Genomic DNA, 23,252 nt, shown 5'->3' on the forward strand with positions numbered 1-23,252 from the left:
AAAGTGAGGGGTTAAAATGTTTAAAAAAATATTGGCAGGTACACTAATTACTTTGGCGAGTGTCACACTTTTAGCAGGCTGTGGATCCAAAGGCAATGATGGAGACAATGCGGGTACGGAGGATGGCAAAGTAAAAATTCGGTTTTCACTTTGGGACAAATTTCCTCAAAATATTATTGATGAGTTTAATGAAAAATACCCCAACATTGAACTAGAAATTGTTCAAACACCTGATTCTGATTACTCTCAGAAAGTTAATCAAATGTTAGTGGGAGGAACAGCTCCAGATGTCATCCTAGCATTCGAGACTGACTTGCCTAAATTTGCAGAGGCTGGCTCAATCATTTCGTTGGAAGACTATCTGAAAGACTCAGAAAAAATTGATTCGACTGATTTTATTCCGGCTGTTGATAAATTAAACAAAGAGACTGGAGGCAGCTACGGTTTACCATGGTGTTATGCATCTGAAATCTTATTCTATAACAAAGATATGTTTGATGCTGCAGGAGTTGAGTATCCAACAGCAGATTGGACATGGGATGATTTCGAAAAAGCAGCTCAGAAGTTAACCATTAAAGATGGCGATAAGGTAACTCAATGGGGAGCAGATTCTTTAAGTTTTAGAGGTTTGTGGTGGTCGCTTGCAGGTCAAGGTGGGGATGCGGTAGTCAAAGATGGCCAATTGGAACTAGGTGATGGATTACGATCAGCTTTAGAATATCAGAATGTTTTGACAAATGAGTTGAAAGTTAGTCCAGAACCTTCTGCTGGAGATTCAGTTGCGGATTTATTTGCTGCTGGTCAAGCGGCAATGACGCGTACGGGCAGTTGGATGACAGGCCAATACAAAGATGTGGAGTTTAATTGGGATATCGAAACATTACCTAAGGGTGAACGAGCTTATAATTCTTTACACACTGGATTTTATACAATTAATTCCGCGAGTAAGCATAAAGATGAGGCCTGGAAATTTATTGAATTCATGATGAGTGAAGAAGGTCAAACGCTAAATTCACAATGGGGTAATAATCCTTCAGCCCTTAAATCTATCGCTGCTAAGGGGGCTTATAAAAATGCTGGTGAGCATGGACCAAGCAATTGGGAAGCAATTGAACGTTCTGGTGAAGAAGGTGAGTTTGGTTATACTCTTGTAAATGCTGGTACGACAACTAATATGGTTAATCAATTTGATGCATACCTTCTTGGAACTACTCCAATCGATGATATTTTTGATAAATACCTTCCACAAGCAAATAAAGAAATAAAAGATAATCAGTAAAAAATACCAGTGGAGGCAATTTATATTGCCTCCATAAGGTTGTAGAAACGAGGCATCTATTCTATGAAAAAATCAAAAAAAGTAAGACAGTCTTTGAAGGATACTTTAGGCGCGTATGGATTTCTGGCTCCTTGGATTATTGGTTTTATATTTTTTACGGGAGGACCAATTTTGATGTCTTTCCTACTGAGTCTGACAAAGTGGAACTTATTAGGGGACCCTAGATTTGTTGGCTTTGATAATTATCGACAGCTTTTTAGTGGCGATTCAGATTTCTTTGAGACTCTTAAAATTACTTTTCTTTTTACAATATTAAATGTTGTCGTCACAGTTGGTGCTTCGTTATTTTTGGCAGTATTGCTTAACTTCAAAGTTAAATTTATTGGGATATTTCAATTCTTCTATTTTGTTCCGGCAGTTATGCCTTCTGTTGTAATGACAAGCTGCTTTATCTTGATGTTTAATAATCAATTAGGGATTGTAAATTATTTTCTATCATCAGTTGGAATAGATGCCCCAAACTGGTTAGGGAATCCGCAGCTCATTTGGGTTGTTGTGGGGATTGCTAGTATTTTTACTTTTTCCACTGGACAAATGATGTTGATCTTTAATTCGAGTTTAAAAGAAGTTCCTATAGAATTATATGAAGCAGCAGACTTAGATGGGGCAAATGCTTGGCAACGATTTAGAAATGTCACATTACCTTCCATTTCACCAATTTTACTATTCAATGTAGTTGTAGCAACAGTTAATTCATTTAATGGAGCATTTACAATTCTATATCCTCTAACAGGTGGGGGCCCAGGAAACGCAACAAAAGTACTAAGTTTACAAATTTATGAAAAGGCATTTCGTCAGTTTGATATGGGGATGGCTTCTACATTAGCATTTATCATGTTTATTATTGTTGCTTTAATTTCTATTCTACAATTTAAACTATCTGATGATAAAGTAAACTATGGTTGAGGTGAGGGAGAGATTATGAGAAAAGATTATTCATCTAGAAGATTGAAAATTGTTCAGTATATAGTCCTAATTTTCTTTGCAATCCTAATGTTTTTTCCAATATTTTGGATTTTTTCTAATTCTTTAAAAACATTAAACGGGATTAGTTCGTTTCCACCCAAAATATTTCCTACCGAGCCACAATGGGAAAATTATATAGAAGTATTGAAAAAAAGTGATGCCTTAACTTATTTGCGTAATAGTTTAATATTGTTGGTTGGAAATACTGTAGGAACACTTTTATCTAGTTCTATAGTAGCATATCCTCTTGCGCGTATGGATTTTAAGGGAAAAAATATGATTTTTGGACTGATTTTGGCAACTATGATGGTACCGACAGTTACCTTAGTTATCCCTCAATTTATTCTATTTCGTAATTTAGGATGGCTAGATAGCTTCTTACCTATGATTGTTCCTAGCTTCTTTGCTTATCCATATAATGTTTTCTTGTTTAGGCAGTTTTTTAAAACTATACCTAAAAGTATTGATGAATCTGCCATGTTAGATGGCTGTACAAAATTACAAGTATTTACTAAAGTACTTGTGCCGTTAGCCAAACCTATTTTTATAACAGTAGGAGTATTATCTGCCATATTTTGGTGGAATGAGCTCTTTCAACCATTAATCTTTATTGATAGTGAAAAATTAAAACCACTAACAGTAGGCGCATTGACAGCTTTTAAACTTGAGGGTGGTCAAAACCAAACAGCTTGGAATCTTCAAATGGCATTTGCTATGATTATGGCAATTCCCCCGATGATCTTATACATGGTGGCTTCAAAGCATTTGGTAGCAGGTATTAAAACTTCTGGTATGAAAGACTAGCGTTATCAATATTTCCTTTATGTTGGTAATATATTCTTTAATTCTTAAAAATATAGGATTCAAAAATGGTGAAAACACAGTCGACGTTCTCGTTGACTGTGTTTTTATATTTATATAATCTACTGTACTGAGAGATACAAAAAACAGTCAGTATCACTGCTTTTTCTCTCACAGAATCTATGGTAGGCTATAGAAAATATTCGCAACGGAAGGATGTCGATGGTTTTGCATGAAATAAATCAGGCGGAAATGGGCGCATTAAGAGAACAAGTAGTGCATGGCACACCGGCTTTTCCAGTAGGTTGGTACCCTCATTTACGAAGCTATTGGCAAGAGTATTATTTTATTCCTCATTGGCATCGAGAACTAGAATTGATCATAGTAGAGTCTGGTCAGATGGAGTTGGTGATTCAGGGACAGTCTTTTTTATTGCACTCGGGGATGGTGTTGTTGATTCCACCTAATGTTTTGCATACGGCTTATCGTTTGCCAGAGAAAGACTGTTGTTTTAGTTGTATCGTCTTTGCGCCGGAGTTTATCGCTGGGATGGCCCAAGAAACGATTCGACAAGAGTTGCTGGAGCCGTTGTTTGTCTCGGAGTTTCATGAAGACTTACTGATAACCAGTCAAGTAGCAGATGTCTTGGGTCTGTCCGAAGCTGTCCACCAGTTGCTGGAAGCGTTGGACCAAAAAGAGCAAGCTGTTCAGCAGTTACGAGTCAAAGGATTATTGTTGCTAATTCTAGCGACACTCTTTGAGCAAAAAGGTGGTATCAGTCCAAATAACAAGCTGTCGCAGAAATTGCAACAAGACCGGGAAAAAATCATCTTAGGCTACATGGCTGATCACTTGGCGGAAAAAATTACTTTGGCAGAATTAGCTAGTCAACTTAATTTGAGTAAAGAGCAGTTTTCGCGTTTTTTTCGACAGGCTTTTCGTCGCAGTCCGTTGCAATATGTCACACAGATGCGTTTGCAAAAAGCTTGTCGCTTGTTGCTGCAAGGGGACTTGACCATGTCGGAGGTTGCCGAGGCTTGTGGTTTTGACAACAGTAACTATTTTGCCCGCGTATTTAAGCAACATTTTGCGATGAGTCCTACCGATTTCCAGAAGAAATGACATGATTGTGCTAAAGGATGCCACGAATTCGAAGGTATCCTTTTTTGTTTGGAGGTAAAATGAAACCACTATCATGGGAGGTAGCACAGGTTACTTCCAAAAGCGACTATAGGAGGAAGACAACATGGCAGTCTTTACAAATGGCAAGACGTATCTGGAATTTCAAAATAACAATGAACGGGTGCGAATTATACCTTGGGGGGCCAACAGTTTTCGAGTAGTGGCGACACCCAACGGTCCGGTAGATTTAACTTCGGCGGCTCTTTTAGAACAACCGGCCATTACCGATGAAGTGACGATTACGATCAGAGAAAACGAAGCCACTATCCAATCTGGCAATATTAAAGCAGTGGTCAATTCAGAAGGTTGGTCGAATGTTTTCGGTCGAATCAGTTTTTACGATGGAGCAGGGAAGTTGCTTTTGGCGGAAGCTGATGGTGGCGGGGCACTCTTGAAAAAGCCTCGATATTTTCGCTCGCAAATTGGTGGAGATTACCGGTTGACAGCGACCTTTGCAGCCAATGACGGTGAAAAAATCTACGGTATGGGGCAATACCAACAAGATATTTTAGACTTAAAGGGGTGCAATTTAGAGCTAGCCCACCGAAATTCGCAAGCCTCCGTACCTTTTTATGTTTCCAATAAAGGTTATGGTTTCTTGTGGCACAATCCGGCAGTGGGAACGGTGACTTTCGGCGCCAACACCACGGAATGGCGAGCAGATAGTACCAAACAACTGGACTACTGGATTACTGCTGGCGCGACACCGGCAGCCATTGAAGAACAATACAGTGCTGTGACCGGACGTGTGCCCATGATGCCCGAATATGGCCTCGGGTTTTGGCAATGTAAGCTCCGCTATGTCAATCAAGATGAAGTCTTGGAAGTGGCACGAGAATACCATCGCCGAGGAGTCAAGGTCGATGTTTTGGTGATTGACTACTATCACTGGCCGCGTTGTGGAGATTATCGCTTTGATGAGCACTTCTTTCCAAATGTCAAAGAAATGGTGGCAGAGTGTCGTTCTTATGGCATCGAGTTGATGGTGTCAATCTGGCCGCAAATCGATGTCCGCAGTGAAAACTTTCAAGAGATGAAAGAGCGTGGCTTATTGGTACAGACTGCTCATGGGATGGATGTCCAGATGATTTTTCACGGGAACAATGTCTTTTATGATGCGACAAATCCAGAAACTCGGAAATACATTTGGCAAAAAGTCAAGGCCAACTACCGGGAGCAAGGCATTCGTCTCTTTTGGTTAGACGAAGCGGAACCGGAATTTGGTACCTATGATTATGACACTTATCGTTACTATGCCGGTAGTGTCTTGCAGCAAGGAAATATCTATCCGCGGGAATATGTTCGTGGATTCCATGAAGGAGAAGCGGAAGACTTTGGCGAAAACACCGTGAAATTGGTTCGTTGTGCTTGGGCAGGTAGTCAGCGTTATGGGGCGTTGGTTTGGTCTGGGGATATTCATTCCACGTATCAAGATTTCAAAAATCAAGTGGTAGCTGGTTTGCAGATGGGCTTGGCAGGGATTCCTTGGTGGACCACAGATATCGGCGGTTTCCATGGTGGGGATGTGCGGACCGATGAGTTCAAGGAGCTGTTGATTCGTTGGTTCCAATACGGAGCCTTTAGTCCTGTGATGCGGATTCATGGTTCCCGTACCCCCCATCGAGAAATTTTTAAAGCAGATGGCGAACCGACTGAACAAAGTGGTGCGGCTAATGAAATCTGGAGCTACGGTGAAGAAAACTACCAGATCATGAAGAAATTCATCGATGTTCGTGAAGCAATGCGAGATTATAATCGCGACTTGATGACACAAGCCCATGAAAAGGGAGCGCCAGTTTTACGAGGGATGTTCTATGAGTTTCCAGAAGATGCGACGACTTGGGATCTGAAAGACCAGTACATGTTCGGTGAGGATGTCTTGGTAGCGCCGGTGATGGTAGCTGGGGCCACCACACGCCGGGTCTACTTGCCACAAGGGGCACAATGGACTGATGCCCGGGATGGCAAAGTCTATCAAGGGGGTCAATGGCTGGATTCTAAAGCGGCTATCGAAACCTTACCCATCTTTTTACGAGATGGGCGCCAAGAGTATTTGGTGGGGATGATTTAATCAAAAAGAACTGTAGAACAATAATGGTCTAATCAGCCATATTGCTCTACAGTTCTTTTATTTTAGGGATTGTGCGCAAATATAGTGAGAGTTAATTCTTACAACTCCCCAGTGGTTTTCCCAGCAATTCGCCCGAAAGTGATGATATCGGTGATTGCATTCCCGCCGAGGCGGTTGCTACCTTGGATGACACCAGTAAGTTCGCCAGCAGCGTAAAGGCCTTTGATAGGGTTGCCTTTCGCATCGAGAACTTCGGTATTTTCATTGATGACCAAGCCCCCCATAGTATGGTGCACAGAAGGGATGGCTTTTTCGATATAGTAAGGACCTTTTTCAAGGGAGACTAAGCCACCACGGTGATGGAAGTCTTTGTCATCACCACTTTTAGCATAGGCATTTACTTTTTCAATCGTTTTTTTCAAGTTGGCAACGTTAATATCAAAGAAATCAGCTGCTTCTTCTAACGTATCGGCTTTGACTAACAATTTGTCTTTGATTAATTCATTGTATTCGTCTTCGTGGGCTTCTTTGGTTTTGGAGATGGCATCGATATCATCGTTCCACAATTGGTAAGTGTAGCCACCAGTTTGCGCTAAGATTGCTTTGGAAATAACATCGCGGCGTTCCAGTTCCTCGACGAAACGTTGGCCTTCTTGGTTGATTAAGATGGCGCCGTCAAAGCGGGTATCTGCCAGTAGGGAAATGACACCGGTTTTAGGGTTGGCCACGGGATAGGTTTGGATACTTTCCATATTGGTCAACGCCGCTCCAGCTTTTTCTGCCATCACGATGCCGTCCCCGGTGGTTCCTTCAGTATCTGTGGACATATAGCGTTCGTCGTATTCAGGATTGTATTCTTTTCGCATTTCAACATTGGAACCGAAGCCGCCAGTCGTTAAGACAACGGCATCTTTGGCATGAAATTCCACTGGTTGTTCTTCTTTATAGGTGGCTTTCACACCGGTAACTTTGCCTTTATCATCTTGAATCAATTCGTCGGCTTTGGTATCTACCAAGATATCGACTTTCAAGGATTCAGCTTTTTTCTTCAGTTTGGAAATGACTTCTTGGCCGGTATGTCCCACGGGGATCAACGCCCGTTTGTAGCTATGGCCGCCAAATTGGAAAAGTTGATCATCTAAAAAGTCAACTTTGACTTCATCTTTTAACCATTCCGCTGAATTCAAGGCATTTTCAGCAAGGATGCGGACCATCTTAGGATCCCCTAAGTTGTCGCCACCTTTCATGGTATCTTCGTAATAGCTTTCGACTGAATCCCCTTTGATGCCTAATTTTTTTTGCACCCAGTTGCCAGGGGCATTCATTTCACCACCAGAAATCAGGGTATTGCCGCCAACTGTTGGCATTTTTTCAATGATGACGACTTTTTTGCCCGCTTCTTGCGCTTCGATTGCAGCACTAAAACCAGCACCGCCTGATCCCACTACGACGACATCGTACTCTTGTTTGTCGGCAATCTTATCGGTTTTCTTTGCGCTAGCTTTCACCGCCGCCAAAGTGATACCGGATTTTTCGATGGCATCTTTCACCGCCGCCAAGTAACCTTCGCTAGTGGCAGTGGAGCCGCTGATAACGTCCACGTCGGCTGAATTTTGTGAAAGAATCGTATTTTTCAATTCTTTGTAGACGGGTTCTGATAGGACCTCATTTTCTTTTTGGTCTTTGATTTTTATATCTTTGATTTTTTCGCCAGCGAAAGTGACGGCTACTTTGATATCTCCATGCTTCCCGGCGCCGGTACCTTCGACCGTTTTACTCTCATTACTTTGCCCGTTGCTATTGCCACAACCAGCAATCACTAGTAGCGTAGCTAGTGCGATGGCGACTTTTCCGAACTTCTTTTTCATCTGTTTCTTTCCTCCTGGACGATTTTTTCAAACAAATTCAGTATAATGGGAGCGACCTGAAAAAGCGTTGGACTTTTTGAGATACAGGTGGACTTTTTAAGCTATCTGTGAAAAAAGACACAAGGAGTATTTATGAATTCAATTAAGAAAAAGACCATTTTGATTTTCCTAGCCACTTCGCTAGCCTTGATTACCGCCTTGACTTTGACGATTCACTATGAGCTGACTCGTAAAACGATCCCTTTGAACCGGTCGATTACCCAAAAATTTGTGGATAATCGCACGAGTCAAATCAATAGTTGGTTCGGGGAGCGTTTATCCGAGTTGCGCTTGTTAGCTTCACTTTCCAATACCCACGAATACCAGCGGGAGAGCTTTTTTGCGGAGACGGAAAACTTAGTAGCTACCGCACCGGAAAACTATTTGTCGATTCGCTTGGTTTCCAAAAATGGCACTTCTTATTCTGCGGATCCGATCATCCCCAGTTTTTCCGTCCGAAAACGGCCCTACTACCTTAAGATGACTCAAGATCCTACTTTGGCATATACCGTCAGCAATCAGCTGATATCCAAAGAGGACCATCAAGCAGCAGTGGTGATTTTGTATCGTTTGGCGACACCTTTAGCCGATGAAATTACTTACATTGCGGCGGCAGTTCCCCTGCAAAAAGTGATGTCTCTGGCAAAAGATTTGGATCTGTACGATGGGACGGGGATTTTATTGGGAGAAGAAAGTCGTCCACCAAAAGTCGATTCCAAGCAGCAGCTACTGTTTACAAGTGAAATTGACTATTTGCCCAATTGGCAGGTGAATTATATCGTCAGTCGAGGAAGTCTTGGTGCCAGTACCCAGCAGCTATTGCGAATTTTACAAATCGTTTTGGTGATTGTGTTATTGTTATTGGGCGTTTTTTTACTCCTGCTCTTCCGTGGAATTTTGCGCCCGATTGTAACTTTGCGTGACACGATGTTACAAGTTCAAGCTGGGGATAAGACCGTCCGAGCTCAAGAGACAGGCCCTACAGAGATTGCTCAATTGGCGACGGCTTTTAATACCACTCTGGATAAAGTCTACGAAAACGAAGAGAAGTATCGCAAGGCTTCCTTGCGAGTTTTGCAGGAACAAATTCAACCACATTTCTTGTATAATACCTTAAATACGATTCAATGGCAGATTGTCGGTGGGGATTTGGAGCGGGCGGTCACCATGTTAGAAAATTTGAGCATGTACTTAAGAAAAGGACTGAATCACGGAGACGAACTTTGTCGGGTGGCCGATGAAATCGCCCATATTCGTAGCTATTTAGCAATTCAGCAAGTTCGCCATGAAGAGTTAGCAGAGGTGTCCATTCATTTGCCACCAGAGCTTGCAGAAAAGAAAATGCTGCATTTCCTTTTGCAACCAATCGTGGAAAATGCCATCGATCATGGGATACGTACGCAGCAACAACGCAGTTCCCGTCTTTGGCTGACGGTAGCGGGGACGGCAGCTGGTTTGGTTCTCACTGTGGGCAATGATGGCACACCGATTGCACCAGAAGTCTTGCAACAGCTTAATCAAACTGGCGATCATGAGCCACCAATGGCTGATTCCACTGATGCCGGTTTTGGTTTGCTAAATGTGCGGCGCCGTTTGCAGCTGACTTATGGTAACCGGGCGCAGATGGTATTTGCTAGTGATGAATTGGCGACGGTCGTTACGATTTACTTGCCGTATCTGGAGAAAGGAGTAACGGATGAGCACTCTCTTATTAGTAGATGATGAAAAGCCTTTGCGAGAAGGCTTAGCGGCTTATATACGTCAGAGTACGACGTTATTTTCACAAGTCTTGACAGCAAAAAATGGTACGGAAGCGTTACAGTGTTTTGAAGAACAGTCGATTGCCGTGGCTATGATTGACATTAATCTTGGGGATTTTAATGGCTTAGATTTGATTGCTTTGTTAAATAAACGGTATCCTGATACGATCATCGTGGTGATTAGTGGCTATGATGATTTTGAATTTGTGCGTAAAGCGTTGACCTTAAAAGTCCATGATTACTTATTGAAGCCGATTCCCCGTTCAGATTTAGCGAAGTTGCTGACGGATTTGGAAGGACAGCTGGCGGCTTTAACGCAAAAGAAGCCCGATTTGCCAGTTTCTCAAGATCATAAGCTGGCCCAACAAGCAATGAGCTATATCGAAAACAACTATTTTGATCGTTCCATGTCACTGCAACAAGTCGCTCAAACACTTTTTGTCAGTCCGTCTCAGTTAAATAAACTATTGAAAAAAGATTATGATACCACTTTTGCTGAATTGTTGATTCAGTATCGATTAGATAAGGCTAAGGAGTTATTGCAAAGTGACGGGCTACAATACCCTATCGCAGAGATCGCCAAGAAAGTCGGTTATGATGATTCCCATTATTTCAGCCGCCTCTTCAGGAAAAAAGTCGGGATGACGCCGAGCCAGTATCGGGAAGGACGTCACTAAGGATGAAACTACTAGATTAATATTAAAAAAATGCTGTTGGTTTTAGCTAATGGCTATTTTTTTTGAAGATAATATCATCTGTTGGCTCAACTAGGATTGAATCTTTCATTTGAAGAAATAGTTTTATTTCGTTTTCATAAATATAATTATTTTATGAAAGGCTGTAAAAATGTGTAGTTTAATAGTAGAATAGAAAGCGGTCTCAAAATAGGCTATACCTAGTTGTCTACTCGAAAATTTTTAATAGTAATATTCAAAATGAAAGTGCTTTCCTATTAGTGATAGGATTATTACAGCAGCTAAAAGGTGATTACGATGAAAGTTAGTCAAAAGCTAGGATTGACAAGTATATTTAAATGGTTTTCAATTCTCTTAGTTATTATTACTATCTTTTTAACATTTTTATTAAGTAAGATGATAAGCGATGATATATATTCTGAAGAAAGTGATGCAGTCAATCAGTCAATTTCTCACATTGAGGATATGTATTCGGAAGAAATGGAAAAAGTTAGGTGGATGACAGATCGACTTTTTGGTAACTCTGAAAAAATTGAAAGCGCACAGAAATTTTTCGATTTCGAATATTCAGATTATTTCAATTACATAGTGTCAAGAAGCTCTGAGAAACCGGGAAGCTCATTTTATTTTCTACCAAGTGAAATTAGCGGGTTGTACTTCGAAGACCCTTCGTTAACAAGTATCTCATTCACATTTACTCAATTTTCAAAGGTTTATTATTCAAACTTAGATTATAAGACGGGGAAGGTAGTTAACCCGTTTCCAGAGAATACAGGAGATATTGATTTTAGCTCAGTAATTTTAGGACCGAGTAATTTAGAAGCAATGGGAACGATAAAATTCTCAATTGATAGAGAAAAATATACCAAAGTTTTAAAAGAGTATCAAAACTTGCAGCCAGTCAATATTTTAATTCTTTCAGATGATAATCAAGTTATTTATAAAAGTGGCAATAATTTTCCAGAAAAAAATTCTAGCCATAACTATTTGATTAAAGAAAAAGAATATCAAAATGTCAGGTTTATTGGATTTGTTCCTAAAAATGCCATTATACAGCGAACAGTTCGGGAGTTGGGTTTGCTTTGGTTTGTTTCTATTACAGTAATTTCTTTTCTAGTCTTTATTCTATATCGCCTGATTTATTCTTACCGAAATTCCATTAGTGATATTTTAAACACTCTTGAAGTTGTTGGGAAGGGAAATTTGGGTATTAGGGTAGAAGACAAGCGAAAAGAACCAGAATTAAAAATTATCAGTCAAAGCATTAACCAGATGTTAGACAATATTAATTATTATGTAGTTGACAATTATCGATTAGAAAATGAACAAAAAGAAGCAAATATCAGAGCATTACAATCGCAAATCAATCCCCACTTCCTATACAACACACTAGAATATATACGGATGTACGCAGTTAATATTGATGCAGTAGAACTTGCAAATATTGTCTTTGTATTCAGTAGACTGTTACGAAATAATATTTCGCAGGAACAACTTATATCAATTGAAAAAGAAATCGATTTTTGTGAAAAATACACATTTCTATTCAAAATGCGCTATCCAACTCATTTTGATTATCAGTTTTATGTAGAAGAAAGTGTTAAGAATCAAGTAATTCCTAAATTTATTATCCAGCCTTTAATAGAGAATTATTTTATTCATGGAATTGATTTCAAAAGAAAAAACAATATAGGTTCCGTAAATGTCTATCGAAGAGATCAACGAATTATCTTTGAAATCAAAGATAATGGTTTGGGAATTGAGGACTCGAGACTAGCTGATTTAAAAAAAATGGATTTTGATCCCAAAGAACTTCAAAATGGTAAATCGGTGGGAATAAAAAATATATACGAGAGATTACGTTTGTATTATGACGGGGATTTTAAATTTTATTTTGACAGAAATGTACCAACAGGTATAAGAGTAATAATTGATATTCCCTTTAGAAAGGTGTCTTCATAAATGTATAAAGTATTGTTAGTAGACGATGAATATATGATTTTGAATGGCTTGGAAAAGTTGATTCCATGGGAAAGTCTTGGATTCGAAGTGATTGGTAAGGCAGCAGATGGCATGAGTGCATTTGATTTTATTAATCATAATAATATTGATGTAGTGATTTCGGATGTATCCATGCCCATAATGAATGGAATTGATTTTATAAAAAGATGTAGGGAATCAGAGTATCATTTCGAAGTAATCATGTTATCTGGATATCAAGAATTTGATTTTGTAAGACAGGCGATGATGTTTGATAGTATCAGTTATTTATTAAAGCCTGTTGATACGAGCGAAATGGTTCATGCGCTAGAAAAAGCTAAAAAAAAGCTAGATTCTAAAATTGATGATATAAGAAAAAATTCTTATCTTATGGAATTTCTAGTTCAGAAATGGGTTCACAGCGAAATTAATAAAGATGAATTAGTTGATGTATTTAAATTGGATGATTCCTATTTTGGAAAGAAGCAATATAGCGTTATTTTATTTCATTGTGAAGTAGAAAAAGAAAAAGTAATTGAGATTTTTGAAGAAAATCAGCAGCTTTTTTATTCTTTTAATACAGATGAAAGCGATTGGACTTTAGTGTTTGTTGGTGAAAGAGAGGAAAAAGATAGTTTCATTGGCCAATTATGCGACGAGTTGAATCTTTGTGAGAACGATATAAGTATAGGAGAAATAGTGAATTCATTTGATGATGTGTTTTTTAGTTTTACTAGTGCGCTATCATCTGATAAGTTAAAAAATTTTTATTATGGAAAAGATCGACATGATATTTTTTCAAATATTGCTGAGAAGTTTTCAATTCCCAGTATTTCCTTTGAAAAATTTGATGCGGCATTAGGGATACATGATATGAAATTAATCAGACGTGAACAAGCTTCCATCTTTAACCAAATGGTCAAGGAGAATGTCGAACCAAATTACGCAAGAAATCTAACCTTTTTAATGTTGATTGAATTGTGTAGAAATTTTAGTATCTCTGATCAAACGTACCAAAAGCAAATTCAAAAAATACTGGTGAGTAGTCATTTTAATGATTTATATAAATGTATTAATGAAACGATTGATCTAATCGAAAAGGATAGTCGACATTCTTACTCTGATTCAACGATCCAAATTATTCAGATTGTGAACGAAGAGTATCAAGAAGAACTTACACTAAAAAGTATTGCAGAACGACTATTTATTAATTCATTGTATGCAGGACAACTTTTTAAAAAGGAAGTTGGAAAAAGTTTTTCCCAATATTTGAATGATAAAAGGATTTCTGTGGCGAAAAAATATTTGTTAGAAACAAATTTATCAGTTGGCGAAATTGCTATTAATTCAGGATACTCTACTTCTAACTATCTCTCCCAAAGCTTTAAGAAATACTGCGGTATTTCACCAAAAGATTTTCGTCATCAATATGAAAAATAGATAGGAAAATAAAGGAACTAAAAAAACTTACTAGTTGTTAACAGATACTTATCTACTAATTAATAAAAAAGAGATTTGCATTATGCGAATCTCTTTTTTATTTGGATAACATCTTTTTAGAATTTTGATATTAAAAATCTATGCTTTTTGAATATTTATCTATGAAATTAACATTTTTTCTAGGTACGAATCTCTTATAATGATTTTGTAGAAAACGCTTACGAGGAGGAGACATATGATAAGTCACGGTTCAACCCTAGAGAATGTAAGTATCTCTAAGAAAAAAAGAAAGAAAGGTAGAATGAAGAAATTCAAAAATGACTTACCTTTCTTATTGTTAGCCGCCCCTGGTCTTATCTGGCTGGTACTATTCTTTTATATACCGGTATTGGGTAATGTGGTGGCCTTCAAAGACTTTCGATTTTCAGAAGGAGGTTTTTTACAAAGCATTCTAAATAGTGAATGGGTAGGATGGGATAACTTCAAATTTTTATTTCAATCCAATAATGCCTTTATTATCACAAGAAATACTATTCTATACAATGTGGGATCGATTATTATTGGGACGATTGCAGCGGTGATTTTAGCAATTGTTTTCAGCGAAATGCGATCAAAAAGAGCTGTCAAGATTTACCAAACTGCCATGATGTTTCCACACTTTATCTCATGGATTATTATTAGCTATTTTGTAGAATCCTTTTTGTCTACAGATAAGGGATTATTAAATGGTTTACTATTTGAAAAAGGTGAAGGAATAAATTTTTATACGGAGCCTAAATACTGGCCGTTCATTTTATTGTTTTTAGCAGTCTGGAAAGGATTGGGCTATAAATCTATAGTTTATTTTGCTTCAATTATGGGAATTGATCCAACGTATTATGAAGCAGCAACAGTGGATGGAGCAACAAATTGGCAACAAATTAAGCATGTTACCTTGCCTCAAATTTTGCCACTAATTATTATTATGACAATTTTGGCTGTTGGAAGTATTTTTAGAGCTGATTTTGGCTTGTTCTATCAAATTCCACTAAATTCTGGATCACTCTTTAATGTAACGTCAGTTCTGGATACTTATATCTTCACTGGCTTGACTAGTAGCGGTGATATTGGCATGGCAGCAGCTGCAGGTCTTTATCAATCAGCAGTTGGTTGTGTTTTAGTAATTATTACAAACTTGATTGTTCGTCATTTTGATGAAGAATCAGCATTATTCTAATGGAGGGAAAATAGTGAAGAAAAAAAATATTAATAAAGCTAGAGTTAGAACGTTTGGCAGAAAGTCAGATTTTGTGGCTAACATCTTTATGCTTATCTTAGCCTTTTCATGTATTTTTCCATTGATTTTTATTATTGTTATTTCATTAACGAGTGAACACTCCATAGCTGCTAATGGGTATTCACTATTTCCTAAAGAATGGAGTATTCAGGGATACCAGTATTTATCATCCATGAAAGGACAAATCTTCCAATCATTATTGGTTAGTATAGCAACAACAGTTTTTGGTACCTTCATCAATGTATCAATTACAGCAACCTTTGCCTATGCAATCTCTCGTCCTAATTTTAGCTATAAAAGACTATTTACACTGTTGGCACTTTTTTCGATGCTGTTTAGCCCAGGAATGGTTCCAACCTATATCGTAGTGACAACAATGCTTAATTTAAAAGATACTCTTTGGGCACTAATCCTTCCGATGGCGCTACAACCTTTTAATATTATTGTCATGAGAACTTTCTTTAAAAAGAGTGTTTCTGAATCAATAATTGAATCAGCAAGAATAGATGGGGCTAGCGAATTTAGAGTTTTCATGCAAATAGTTCTACCATTAGCAATACCAGGAATCGCAACAATTAGTTTGTTTGCTGCTTTAAGTTATTGGAATGAATGGTTTAATGCGTTGCTATATATTCAAAGTGACAGCTTGGTTCCGCTCCAATACTTACTTATGAAAATTCAAAGCAATATGGACTACATGGCTCAAAATGCAACGTTGAGCGGTACATTAGCTTCTTCCTTTGAGTCAATACCAAAAGAAGCTACAAGAATGGCAATAGTCGTTATCGCTACTCTACCAATCGCCTTTATTTATCCGTTTTTCCAAAAATATTTTGTTAAAGGGCTAACGATTGGCGGAGTTAAAGAATAAATATTAGGAGGACGTATCAATGAAAAAATGGCAGAAAGTCTCTACAGCAATTGCTTTGGGGGCGACGTTAGTAGGATTAGCAGGATGTGGAAGCGGGGATGCTAAGGCCGAGGATTCAAAAGTTCCAACAATTTTGATGTATGAACAGGGTGCAAAACCAAAGGAATTTGATAAGCTCCTAAGCAAAGTTAACCAAGTGATGGAAAAAGAAGCTGGTGCGAAACTAGATATTCAATTTATTGATTTCGGAGATTATAGCAAAAAAATGTCTGTTATTGTATCCTCTGGTGAATCATATGATATTGCAATGGCCGATAATTATGTCGTAAATGCACAAAAAGGTGCATATGCTGATTTGACAGAGTTAGCACCTAAATATGCAAAAGAAGCTTTTGATATGATTGATCAAGCTTATATTGATGGAAATACAGTAGATGGGAAATTATATGCATTTCCAGTGAATAATAATGTATACTCTCAACAAGTTCTTTCTTTTGATAAAGAATTATTAGATAAATATGATTTGTCAATCGAAAATGTGAAAGATTACAAAGACTTAGAGCCGTTGTTTAAAGTTATTAAAGAAAATGAACCGAATTTAGCTTTAATCACTACTGGTCCAAATTATAAAGTTTATGAAGATTTAGATCATGTGATTAATAACAATTTACCATTTGTAGTTCGAACCACTGGCGATGATAAAGAAACTATTTACAATAAATATGATTTACCAGAAGTTCAAGAAGATTTGCAGACAATGCATGATTTTTATCAGAAAGGTTATATTATCAAAGATGCTGCAACTTCTACTACCACATATCCATTGGGAGAAAAAACATGGTTTAGTAGAGCATCTACACAAGGCCCCTTTGACTATGGTAATACAGCGTTATCAAATGCTGCAGGTAGAGAAATTGTGACCGTTCCTTTAACAAGTAAGATTAAAAGTGTAAGTGATTTGCGTATGGCTAATTTTGTTATTTCTTCCACATCAAAACATAAAGAAGAAGCATTGAAAATTCTTAATGTTTTAAATACAAATACAGAAGTTTTAAATACGCTTGTTTATGGTTTAGAAGGAGAAGCTTGGGAGTACAATGACAATGATACTGTAACATTACTTGATGGATATAAGCCTGATTATCACTTATCTACTTGGAATGTTGGTAATGGTTTAACTGCTACACCAACCGATGGGATAACTCAAGAGCAAATTGATGAACGAGACAAGAATATTAGTGAAGCACCAGAGTCACCAATTGTTGGCTGTAACTTTAGCTTTGATGATGTAAAAACTGAAATTACTAATGTTAGTAGTGTGATTAATAAATATCAAGTTGGTTTAATGACTGGCACCCTGGATCCGGATGAAACAATTCCAAAAATGAATAAAGAGTTAGAAGCTGCTGGAATGAATAAGATTATCAAAGAATTGCAATCTCAATATGATGAATTTTTGTCAGAAAAATAAGTTGACTAACATTTAAAGTACAGAGTATCAACGCTGTTCGTATTAGTTGATTTATGCTTAGCATTGAGGTGATCAACTTCATTGATCCCTCGATGCTTTTATAACAGTAATTCGGATTTTCCGGAAATTAAGGGGTAATGCAATATGATTGGATCAATCGTGGAGCAAGTGTTTAATAAATTTTATGTATTACTAAAATTAAATTTGTATTTTCTCGTGCTGACCGCTATTGGTGGAGTAGCTTTTGGTATCGGACCAGCTTATTGCAGTATTCTTACTCTTTATAAAGAAACCGGATGGGATACAAATAATAAATCATTCAAAAAAGCATGGTCATATTATAAAAATAGTTTTTGGAAAGCAAATAGGCTAGCAGTTTTCTTTATTGGTTTAATTATTCTTTTGATGATTAACCTACTGATTGCTGTACAGGAAAAAGGTTTACTATTTTTTTCTATCACACTAATTATCTTCGTCTGCCTAATAGCATTAATCTTCATTTTTAACTATGCACTTCAGATAGAGATTAACTATGAACTATCATGGAGAGAAAATGTTTTGTTGAGTATCACTATTCTTTTTTCTAATCTTAAAGAATTGGCATTACAAGTGGGAGGGCTAATTTTATTAGCGTTCATCTTTATTAAATTGCCGGCTCTTATATTATTTTGTGCATTTTCTAGTATGATTATTTGGTTTGATTTTACTCTAGAAAAACGATTGACGTGGATTAATGAGGCGCTTGTAACGAATGAGTGATAAAGCTTAAGTAGGAGTCGTAGAAACTCGACATTACCGATTAGGCATAGCTTTATTGGTAGATTTTGGGGATTGTTTTTTTACAAAAATAGGTAATGGAGTATAGCAAATACAATTAATTGAGGAGTAAAAAAGATGTCATTAACGACTATAAAAGCTGGTAATCAGGAATTATCATGTGCAAAAATAGTGAATCATTTTTGGGAAAGATTCACTGGTCATGAACTCTTGTTGTCTTCTGAACAAGGGCAATTACAGCTGATTTTGGATCAAACTATCACGAAAACAGTGATTCGAAATTCTGAAACTGAAGGTATTACTATTATTGCTAATAATGAACAATGCTTATTGAAAGCAGCAATGCTAGTTTTATTGCAAATTTTTACAGATCAAGAAGTACATCGAGAACAATATTTAAGTGATAATTTGCGAAAAAAAGTATTAATGGTAGATATTGGACGGAAATACTTTTCGTTAGATTCGTTAAAAGAAATAATTGATTTATTAGTTCTATTTAGTTTTGATCAATTACAGTTACATTTTTCAGAAAACGAAGGGTTTCGAATTGAATCGACACAATATCCTTGGTTAGCTTCAAAAGAACACCTAAAAAAATCTGAAATTAGAGAATTAATACAGTATGCCCATAGTCGTCAAATTGATATCATCCCCGACCTAGATTCTCCTGGACATTTAAAATTTGCTCTCGAAAAGAATCCAGAATGGTGTTTGGATAGATTAAATGAAGATGGAGTAATAGAAAAGAATCCCAAAGCATTGGATATCTTGAATCCAGATGCAGTGAAATTTATTTATTCGTTGTATCTTGAGTATGCGGAACTTTTTCAAGATTGTCGCTTTTTCCACATTGGTGCGGATGAATTTGTTCCTTTTGATAATCTTCATGAATATCCAACGCTACTAAAATATGCTAAAGAAAAATATGGACCGGACTCTAGTGGTATTGAAGTACTAATTGAATATGTTAATAACTTGGTCGCGTATATTCGGCAATTGGGGTTTGTTCCATTGGTATGGAATGATGGTTTTTATAGAGTAAATCGCACAGAAGGAATTCATTTAACTAAAGATTGTCTTGTGAGTTATTGGACTAGATGGAATTCTAACATGGCAACAATTAACACGTTTATAGATAAAGGATACAGCGTCATTAATCATAATGATAATTATTTTTATTATGTTTTGGGTGAACATGCCTCTTACACATATCCTACCTATGAAAAAATTATGGATAACTGGACTCCGACACTATTCCCTAAAGATCAAGCTATTAAGGATAAGCAACTTTTACAGGTGGCAGGAACGGCAATTTCAATTTGGTCAAATATACCTGAAGCCAAATCTGAAAAAGAAGTTTGTAAAGATATTTTTTATATTGCTGCTGCCCTAATGCAAAAAGATGAAGGGTATATTCTTGGTGAGAAGTATGTTGTTGAGAAACTTCATAAATTATTCTTTTATGGTAATTAAGTAGAAAGCAGATGACAAGTAGATATGAAAAGAAATGTATTATTTTTGTTAGCAGATGATCAACGATTCGATACAATTCATGCTCTTGGAAATAATGAAATAAAGACACCAAATCTTGATCGATTAGTTGAAAATGGAGTTTCATTTGAAAATGCCTATATTCCAGGTGGAACTTCCGGTGCAGTATGTATGCCATCAAGAGCAATGATGCATACTTCTAAGCATTTGTTTGATTTACAAGGTCTTGGTGCAACGATTCCAAATGATCATGCTATTTTGGGAGAAGAGCTTCAGAAGAATAATTATAATACTATTGGAATTGGTAAATGGCATAATGGGACTAAAGGGTATAGCCGAGCTTTTTCTGATGGAGGAGAGATTTTCTTTGGCGGAATGTGGGACCATTGGAATGTTCCAGTCAATGAGTTTGATATCACAAAAGAATACAAAGACTTGCGTACATTTACTCAAGATCCTTTTTCAAGTAAACGTACAATTGATTTGCCAGCAGATCATATTACATTAGGAAAACACTCAACCGATTTATTTGCTGATAAACTAATTGAAAAAATTTATGCAGAAGCAGAAAACGAGGAACCATTCTTTCTTTACGGGGCTTTTTTGGCACCTCATGATCCTCGAACAATGCCGAAAGAGTTTCAAAATATGTATGATCCAGATCAAATAAGCTTACCTGAAAATTATTTACCTGAACATCCTTTTGAGTTTGATGTAAAAGGGGAAAGAGACGAAACTCTAGAAGCTTATCCGCGACCAGCAGAGAAAATTAAACAACATATGGCAGATTACTATGCCATGATTAGTCATATTGACGCTCGGATAGGAACCATACTACAGGCGTTAGAAGAAACAGGACAATTAGAAAATACTCTAATTATCTATAGTGGTGACAATGGCTTATCCATCGGTCAACATGGCTTAATGGGCAAGCAAAATCTTTACGAACATAGCATTCATGTTCCACTTATTATGTCAGGCCCAGGGTTGCCAGAGGGCAAAAGGGTCAAGGAAAGAGCCTTGCTTTTGGATATTATGCCAACTATTTTAGAGTATACTGAAACACCAATTCCAGAAGGTTTATTTGGGCATAGTTTATTACCAATAATTAGCGGTGATGCAAAAGGGCGAGATACAATTTATTTGAGTTTTACAACAAAGATTCGTGGACTTTTGAAAGATAATTATAAATTAATTGAGTATGCTACAAAATTTGGAAGACATACACAATTATTTGATATCGTGTCAGATCCTAAAGAAATGAATAATCTTGCTAACGTTCCTGAATTTTTAGAGAAAACAGCTGAAATGCAAGTGGAATTAGTAAATCTCGCAGATGCAATGGGAGACTTTTCATTTCCTCAAGGTAAGGAATATTGGGCTAAGAAAGCAGAGTTGGAAAGCAAATGACAAATAAACCAAATATTTTATTTATTTTAACTGATCAGCAGAGGAAGGACACTTTGTCTACTTATGGAAACTTACCAGTTTCTACGCCTAATCTTGATGAGTTAGCAGAAAGTAGCTTAAATTTCGATAACGCCTATGCTGTTTGTCCAATCTGTACGCCAGCAAGAGCCTCGATGCAAACGGGATTGTACCCGATGCACCATGGCATGCTGACAAATTCATATAACTACGGCACGATGGTTCAAGAACTTCCGGATACTCCAGAAGTTTTGAGTCGACAATTACAAACTGCAGGGTATCAAATTGGTTATACAGGTAAATGGCATCTAGGTACAGGGGCTGACGCAGTACGAAATGATGATTATCTTCAAAAATATATGGGTAATATTCACTTTGCAGAATTAGAAATGAATGCCAGATCGGTTCCCACTACTCTAGGTTATCAAGGAGACGATTTTCCAGGACATGGTTTTGGCGGATATATCTACGATGAATTAAAGGCCTATGTTTCTAGCTTAGGAAAAGAAACTAAAATAGAGAATATTATCTCTGGTAATTATACTTCTCATCAAGCTGGTGAAATTACTTCTGGATTGGACACGACAATTGAACATTTTTTGGTGGAGCGGACGAAAAAATGGCTATTAGATTTCAAAAAGCAAGATGAGCCATGGTATTTTCAATTAAATTTTTGGGGACCACATGAACCATATTATGCTCCGACTGAGTTTTTGAACCATTATCGTGATATGGATATTCTACCTTGGGAAAATTATGCAGGCGATAGTGATAATAAACCACGAATCCATGATGTGAAGCGTGCAAATAATACTGAATGGGAAGAATTTGTCCCTTACATTCGTCATTATTATGCAAATATGAGCCATATTGATTATCAAATTGGACGATTAATTCAGTTTTTAAAAGATAATGACTTGTATGATAATACCTTAATTATTTTTAGTTCTGATCATGGTGAATCATTAGGAATTCATAATGGGCTTTGTGATAAGGCTATCTTTATGTATGAAGAAATTACCAGTATTCCACTCCTTATTAAAATGCCACATGAAACTGAATCACATCGTATCTCAGAATTTGTTCAAACTTGTGATCTATATTCAACAATTTTGAACGCAGCTGGTCTAGCTGAAGAAGAAGTGGCAAGAGATGGGCGCTCGTTATTGCCGTTAGCTGATTTTAAAAATACTGAAATGAAAGCAATGAAATGGAGAGAGTGTGTGGTAACGGAATGCTCGGGAATCGGTTCTGTACTATTTTCTCAAAGAGCACTACGCTGGAAAAACTGGAAATATGTTTTCAATGCTGGCGATATAGACGAACTATACGATTTAGATAGAGATCCAGGCGAACTTCACAACTTAATTGATGATAATTTAACGATTCTCGACTTATTAAGGCAAATATTGGAAGACTGGATGATCGAAAATAATGATAATCTGATTTTTGAATATCGTTATTTAAGAAGGAGATAATATCTATTTTCTTTTTATCATTATCTATAAATTGAAAACTTGTGACGCGTTTAATTATTATAATGAGTCAATAAATTTTACTTTGGATAATTAAATCACTGGAATTTATTGCTAAAAAGCGAACCCGAAACATGGGCTCGCTTTTTCATTTAAGCTAATTTTCAAAAATGATTTCTAGCTTATCTCCACCTTTTCTAGTTATTCCTCTAACGACAAGCTGACTGTAGCTAGCTAGAATGAAGGTAAGCGAGAAATAATCCAACGCATTTTCTACCAATCACTCCTCCTTTATACTTAGCTTATTGCTAAATATGAGGAG

At 37.1% G+C, this 23,252-nt stretch carries 18 protein-coding genes; 16 read left to right on the forward strand and 2 right to left on the reverse strand.

Annotated elements, in window-relative coordinates; all coding sequences use genetic code 11:
- Window positions 1-16: 16 nt before the first annotated feature.
- The 5 genes from ACO03U_RS08055 to ACO03U_RS08075 all read left to right on the forward strand — a co-directional run bounded on the left by ACO03U_RS08055 (window position 17) and on the right by ACO03U_RS08075 (window position 6,359).
- Window positions 17-1,279, forward strand: coding sequence for an ABC transporter substrate-binding protein (locus tag ACO03U_RS08055; protein WP_204686360.1), 1,263 nt, complete (start codon window positions 17-19; stop codon window positions 1,277-1,279).
- Between the two features lie 63 nt (window positions 1,280-1,342).
- Window positions 1,343-2,245 carry a carbohydrate ABC transporter permease gene (locus tag ACO03U_RS08060; protein WP_204686359.1) on the forward strand — a complete coding sequence of 301 codons (903 nt, stop codon included), beginning with the start codon at window positions 1,343-1,345 and terminating at the stop codon, window positions 2,243-2,245.
- Window positions 2,246-2,260: 15 nt separating this feature from the next.
- Window positions 2,261-3,109: a carbohydrate ABC transporter permease gene (locus tag ACO03U_RS08065; RefSeq protein WP_204686358.1), complete on the forward strand. Its 849-nt coding sequence runs from the start codon at window positions 2,261-2,263 to the stop codon at window positions 3,107-3,109.
- Between the two features lie 219 nt (window positions 3,110-3,328).
- Window positions 3,329-4,228: an AraC family transcriptional regulator gene (locus tag ACO03U_RS08070; RefSeq protein WP_204686357.1), complete on the forward strand. Its 900-nt coding sequence runs from the start codon at window positions 3,329-3,331 to the stop codon at window positions 4,226-4,228.
- Between the two features lie 124 nt (window positions 4,229-4,352).
- Window positions 4,353-6,359 (forward strand): glycoside hydrolase family 31 protein, encoded by a 2,007-nt coding sequence (locus ACO03U_RS08075; protein WP_204686356.1) that lies wholly within the window; start codon window positions 4,353-4,355, stop codon window positions 6,357-6,359.
- A gap of 98 nt (window positions 6,360-6,457) precedes the next feature.
- On the opposite strand, the gene ACO03U_RS08080 is transcribed toward ACO03U_RS08075, so the two are convergent.
- The gene (locus ACO03U_RS08080) at window positions 6,458-8,227 is read right to left on the reverse strand and encodes a flavocytochrome c (RefSeq protein WP_161870654.1); all 1,770 of its coding nucleotides are present in this window, start codon (window positions 8,225-8,227) and stop codon (window positions 6,458-6,460) included.
- A gap of 132 nt (window positions 8,228-8,359) precedes the next feature.
- On the opposite strand from ACO03U_RS08080, the gene ACO03U_RS08085 reads away from it, so the two are divergent.
- The 11 genes from ACO03U_RS08085 (at window position 8,360) to ACO03U_RS08135 (ending at window position 22,933) form a co-directional block, all read left to right on the forward strand.
- Window positions 8,360-9,988, forward strand: a complete 1,629-nt coding sequence (locus tag ACO03U_RS08085) for a sensor histidine kinase (protein WP_161870655.1) — start codon at window positions 8,360-8,362, stop codon at window positions 9,986-9,988.
- Window positions 9,963-10,703 carry a response regulator transcription factor gene (locus ACO03U_RS08090; protein ID WP_204686355.1) on the forward strand — a complete coding sequence of 247 codons (741 nt, stop codon included), beginning with the start codon at window positions 9,963-9,965 and terminating at the stop codon, window positions 10,701-10,703. The genes ACO03U_RS08085 and ACO03U_RS08090 overlap by 26 nt, the downstream gene beginning before the upstream one ends.
- A 315-nt stretch (window positions 10,704-11,018) precedes the next feature.
- On the forward strand, window positions 11,019-12,683 hold the full coding sequence (locus ACO03U_RS08095) for a sensor histidine kinase (protein ID WP_204686354.1): 1,665 nt from the start codon (window positions 11,019-11,021) through the stop codon (window positions 12,681-12,683).
- On the forward strand, window positions 12,684-14,141 hold the full coding sequence (locus ACO03U_RS08100) for a response regulator (RefSeq protein WP_204686353.1): 1,458 nt from the start codon (window positions 12,684-12,686) through the stop codon (window positions 14,139-14,141).
- A 301-nt stretch (window positions 14,142-14,442) separates the two neighbouring features.
- Window positions 14,443-15,357: an ABC transporter permease gene (locus ACO03U_RS08105; protein WP_204686539.1), complete on the forward strand. Its 915-nt coding sequence runs from the start codon at window positions 14,443-14,445 to the stop codon at window positions 15,355-15,357.
- A gap of 13 nt (window positions 15,358-15,370) precedes the next feature.
- Complete coding sequence (locus ACO03U_RS08110) at window positions 15,371-16,288, forward strand: carbohydrate ABC transporter permease (protein ID WP_204686351.1); 918 nt, start codon at window positions 15,371-15,373, stop codon at window positions 16,286-16,288.
- 19 nt (window positions 16,289-16,307) lie between these two features.
- A complete protein-coding gene (locus ACO03U_RS08115; RefSeq protein WP_204686338.1) occupies window positions 16,308-17,759 on the forward strand; it encodes an ABC transporter substrate-binding protein in 1,452 nt (483 codons plus the stop codon).
- Window positions 17,760-17,903: 144 nt separating this feature from the next.
- Complete coding sequence (locus ACO03U_RS08120; RefSeq protein ID WP_204686330.1) at window positions 17,904-18,518, forward strand: DUF624 domain-containing protein; 615 nt, start codon at window positions 17,904-17,906, stop codon at window positions 18,516-18,518.
- A gap of 135 nt (window positions 18,519-18,653) precedes the next feature.
- Window positions 18,654-20,009 carry a family 20 glycosylhydrolase gene (locus ACO03U_RS08125; protein ID WP_423104565.1) on the forward strand — a complete coding sequence of 452 codons (1,356 nt, stop codon included), beginning with the start codon at window positions 18,654-18,656 and terminating at the stop codon, window positions 20,007-20,009.
- Window positions 20,010-20,033: 24 nt separating this feature from the next.
- Window positions 20,034-21,437 (forward strand): sulfatase family protein, encoded by a 1,404-nt coding sequence (locus ACO03U_RS08130; RefSeq protein ID WP_204686328.1) that lies wholly within the window; start codon window positions 20,034-20,036, stop codon window positions 21,435-21,437.
- The gene (locus ACO03U_RS08135; protein WP_204686326.1) at window positions 21,434-22,933 is read left to right on the forward strand and encodes a sulfatase-like hydrolase/transferase; all 1,500 of its coding nucleotides are present in this window, start codon (window positions 21,434-21,436) and stop codon (window positions 22,931-22,933) included. Before ACO03U_RS08130 ends, ACO03U_RS08135 begins: the two co-directional genes overlap by 4 nt.
- Window positions 22,934-23,087: 154 nt before the next feature.
- On the opposite strand, the gene ACO03U_RS08140 is transcribed toward ACO03U_RS08135, so the two are convergent.
- Window positions 23,088-23,210 carry a hypothetical protein gene (locus tag ACO03U_RS08140; protein ID WP_423104567.1) on the reverse strand — a complete coding sequence of 41 codons (123 nt, stop codon included), beginning with the start codon at window positions 23,208-23,210 and terminating at the stop codon, window positions 23,088-23,090.
- Between the last annotated feature and the right edge of the window lie 42 nt (window positions 23,211-23,252).

The sequence above is a fragment of the Enterococcus diestrammenae genome, assembly GCF_049384045.1.
Classification (GTDB): Bacteria; Bacillota; Bacilli; order Lactobacillales; family Enterococcaceae; genus Enterococcus_C; species Enterococcus_C diestrammenae.

Coding starts and splice junctions, on each gene's coding strand:
- ACO03U_RS08085 (WP_161870655.1), top strand. CDS start 8,360: ATGAATTCAATTAAGAAAAAGACCATTTTGATTTTCCTAGCCACTTCG.
- ACO03U_RS08105 (WP_204686539.1), top strand. CDS start 14,443: ATGAAGAAATTCAAAAATGACTTACCTTTCTTATTGTTAGCCGCCCCT.
- ACO03U_RS08075 (WP_204686356.1), top strand. CDS start 4,353: ATGGCAGTCTTTACAAATGGCAAGACGTATCTGGAATTTCAAAATAAC.
- ACO03U_RS08090 (WP_204686355.1), top strand. CDS start 9,963: ATGAGCACTCTCTTATTAGTAGATGATGAAAAGCCTTTGCGAGAAGGC.
- ACO03U_RS08100 (WP_204686353.1), top strand. CDS start 12,684: ATGTATAAAGTATTGTTAGTAGACGATGAATATATGATTTTGAATGGC.
- ACO03U_RS08065 (WP_204686358.1), top strand. CDS start 2,261: ATGAGAAAAGATTATTCATCTAGAAGATTGAAAATTGTTCAGTATATA.
- ACO03U_RS08095 (WP_204686354.1), top strand. CDS start 11,019: ATGAAAGTTAGTCAAAAGCTAGGATTGACAAGTATATTTAAATGGTTT.
- ACO03U_RS08060 (WP_204686359.1), top strand. CDS start 1,343: ATGAAAAAATCAAAAAAAGTAAGACAGTCTTTGAAGGATACTTTAGGC.
- ACO03U_RS08070 (WP_204686357.1), top strand. CDS start 3,329: ATGGTTTTGCATGAAATAAATCAGGCGGAAATGGGCGCATTAAGAGAA.
- ACO03U_RS08115 (WP_204686338.1), top strand. CDS start 16,308: ATGAAAAAATGGCAGAAAGTCTCTACAGCAATTGCTTTGGGGGCGACG.
- ACO03U_RS08135 (WP_204686326.1), top strand. CDS start 21,434: ATGACAAATAAACCAAATATTTTATTTATTTTAACTGATCAGCAGAGG.
- ACO03U_RS08080 (WP_161870654.1), bottom strand. CDS start 8,227: ATGAAAAAGAAGTTCGGAAAAGTCGCCATCGCACTAGCTACGCTACTA.
- ACO03U_RS08130 (WP_204686328.1), top strand. CDS start 20,034: ATGAAAAGAAATGTATTATTTTTGTTAGCAGATGATCAACGATTCGAT.
- ACO03U_RS08120 (WP_204686330.1), top strand. CDS start 17,904: ATGATTGGATCAATCGTGGAGCAAGTGTTTAATAAATTTTATGTATTA.
- ACO03U_RS08125 (WP_423104565.1), top strand. CDS start 18,654: ATGTCATTAACGACTATAAAAGCTGGTAATCAGGAATTATCATGTGCA.
- ACO03U_RS08055 (WP_204686360.1), top strand. CDS start 17: ATGTTTAAAAAAATATTGGCAGGTACACTAATTACTTTGGCGAGTGTC.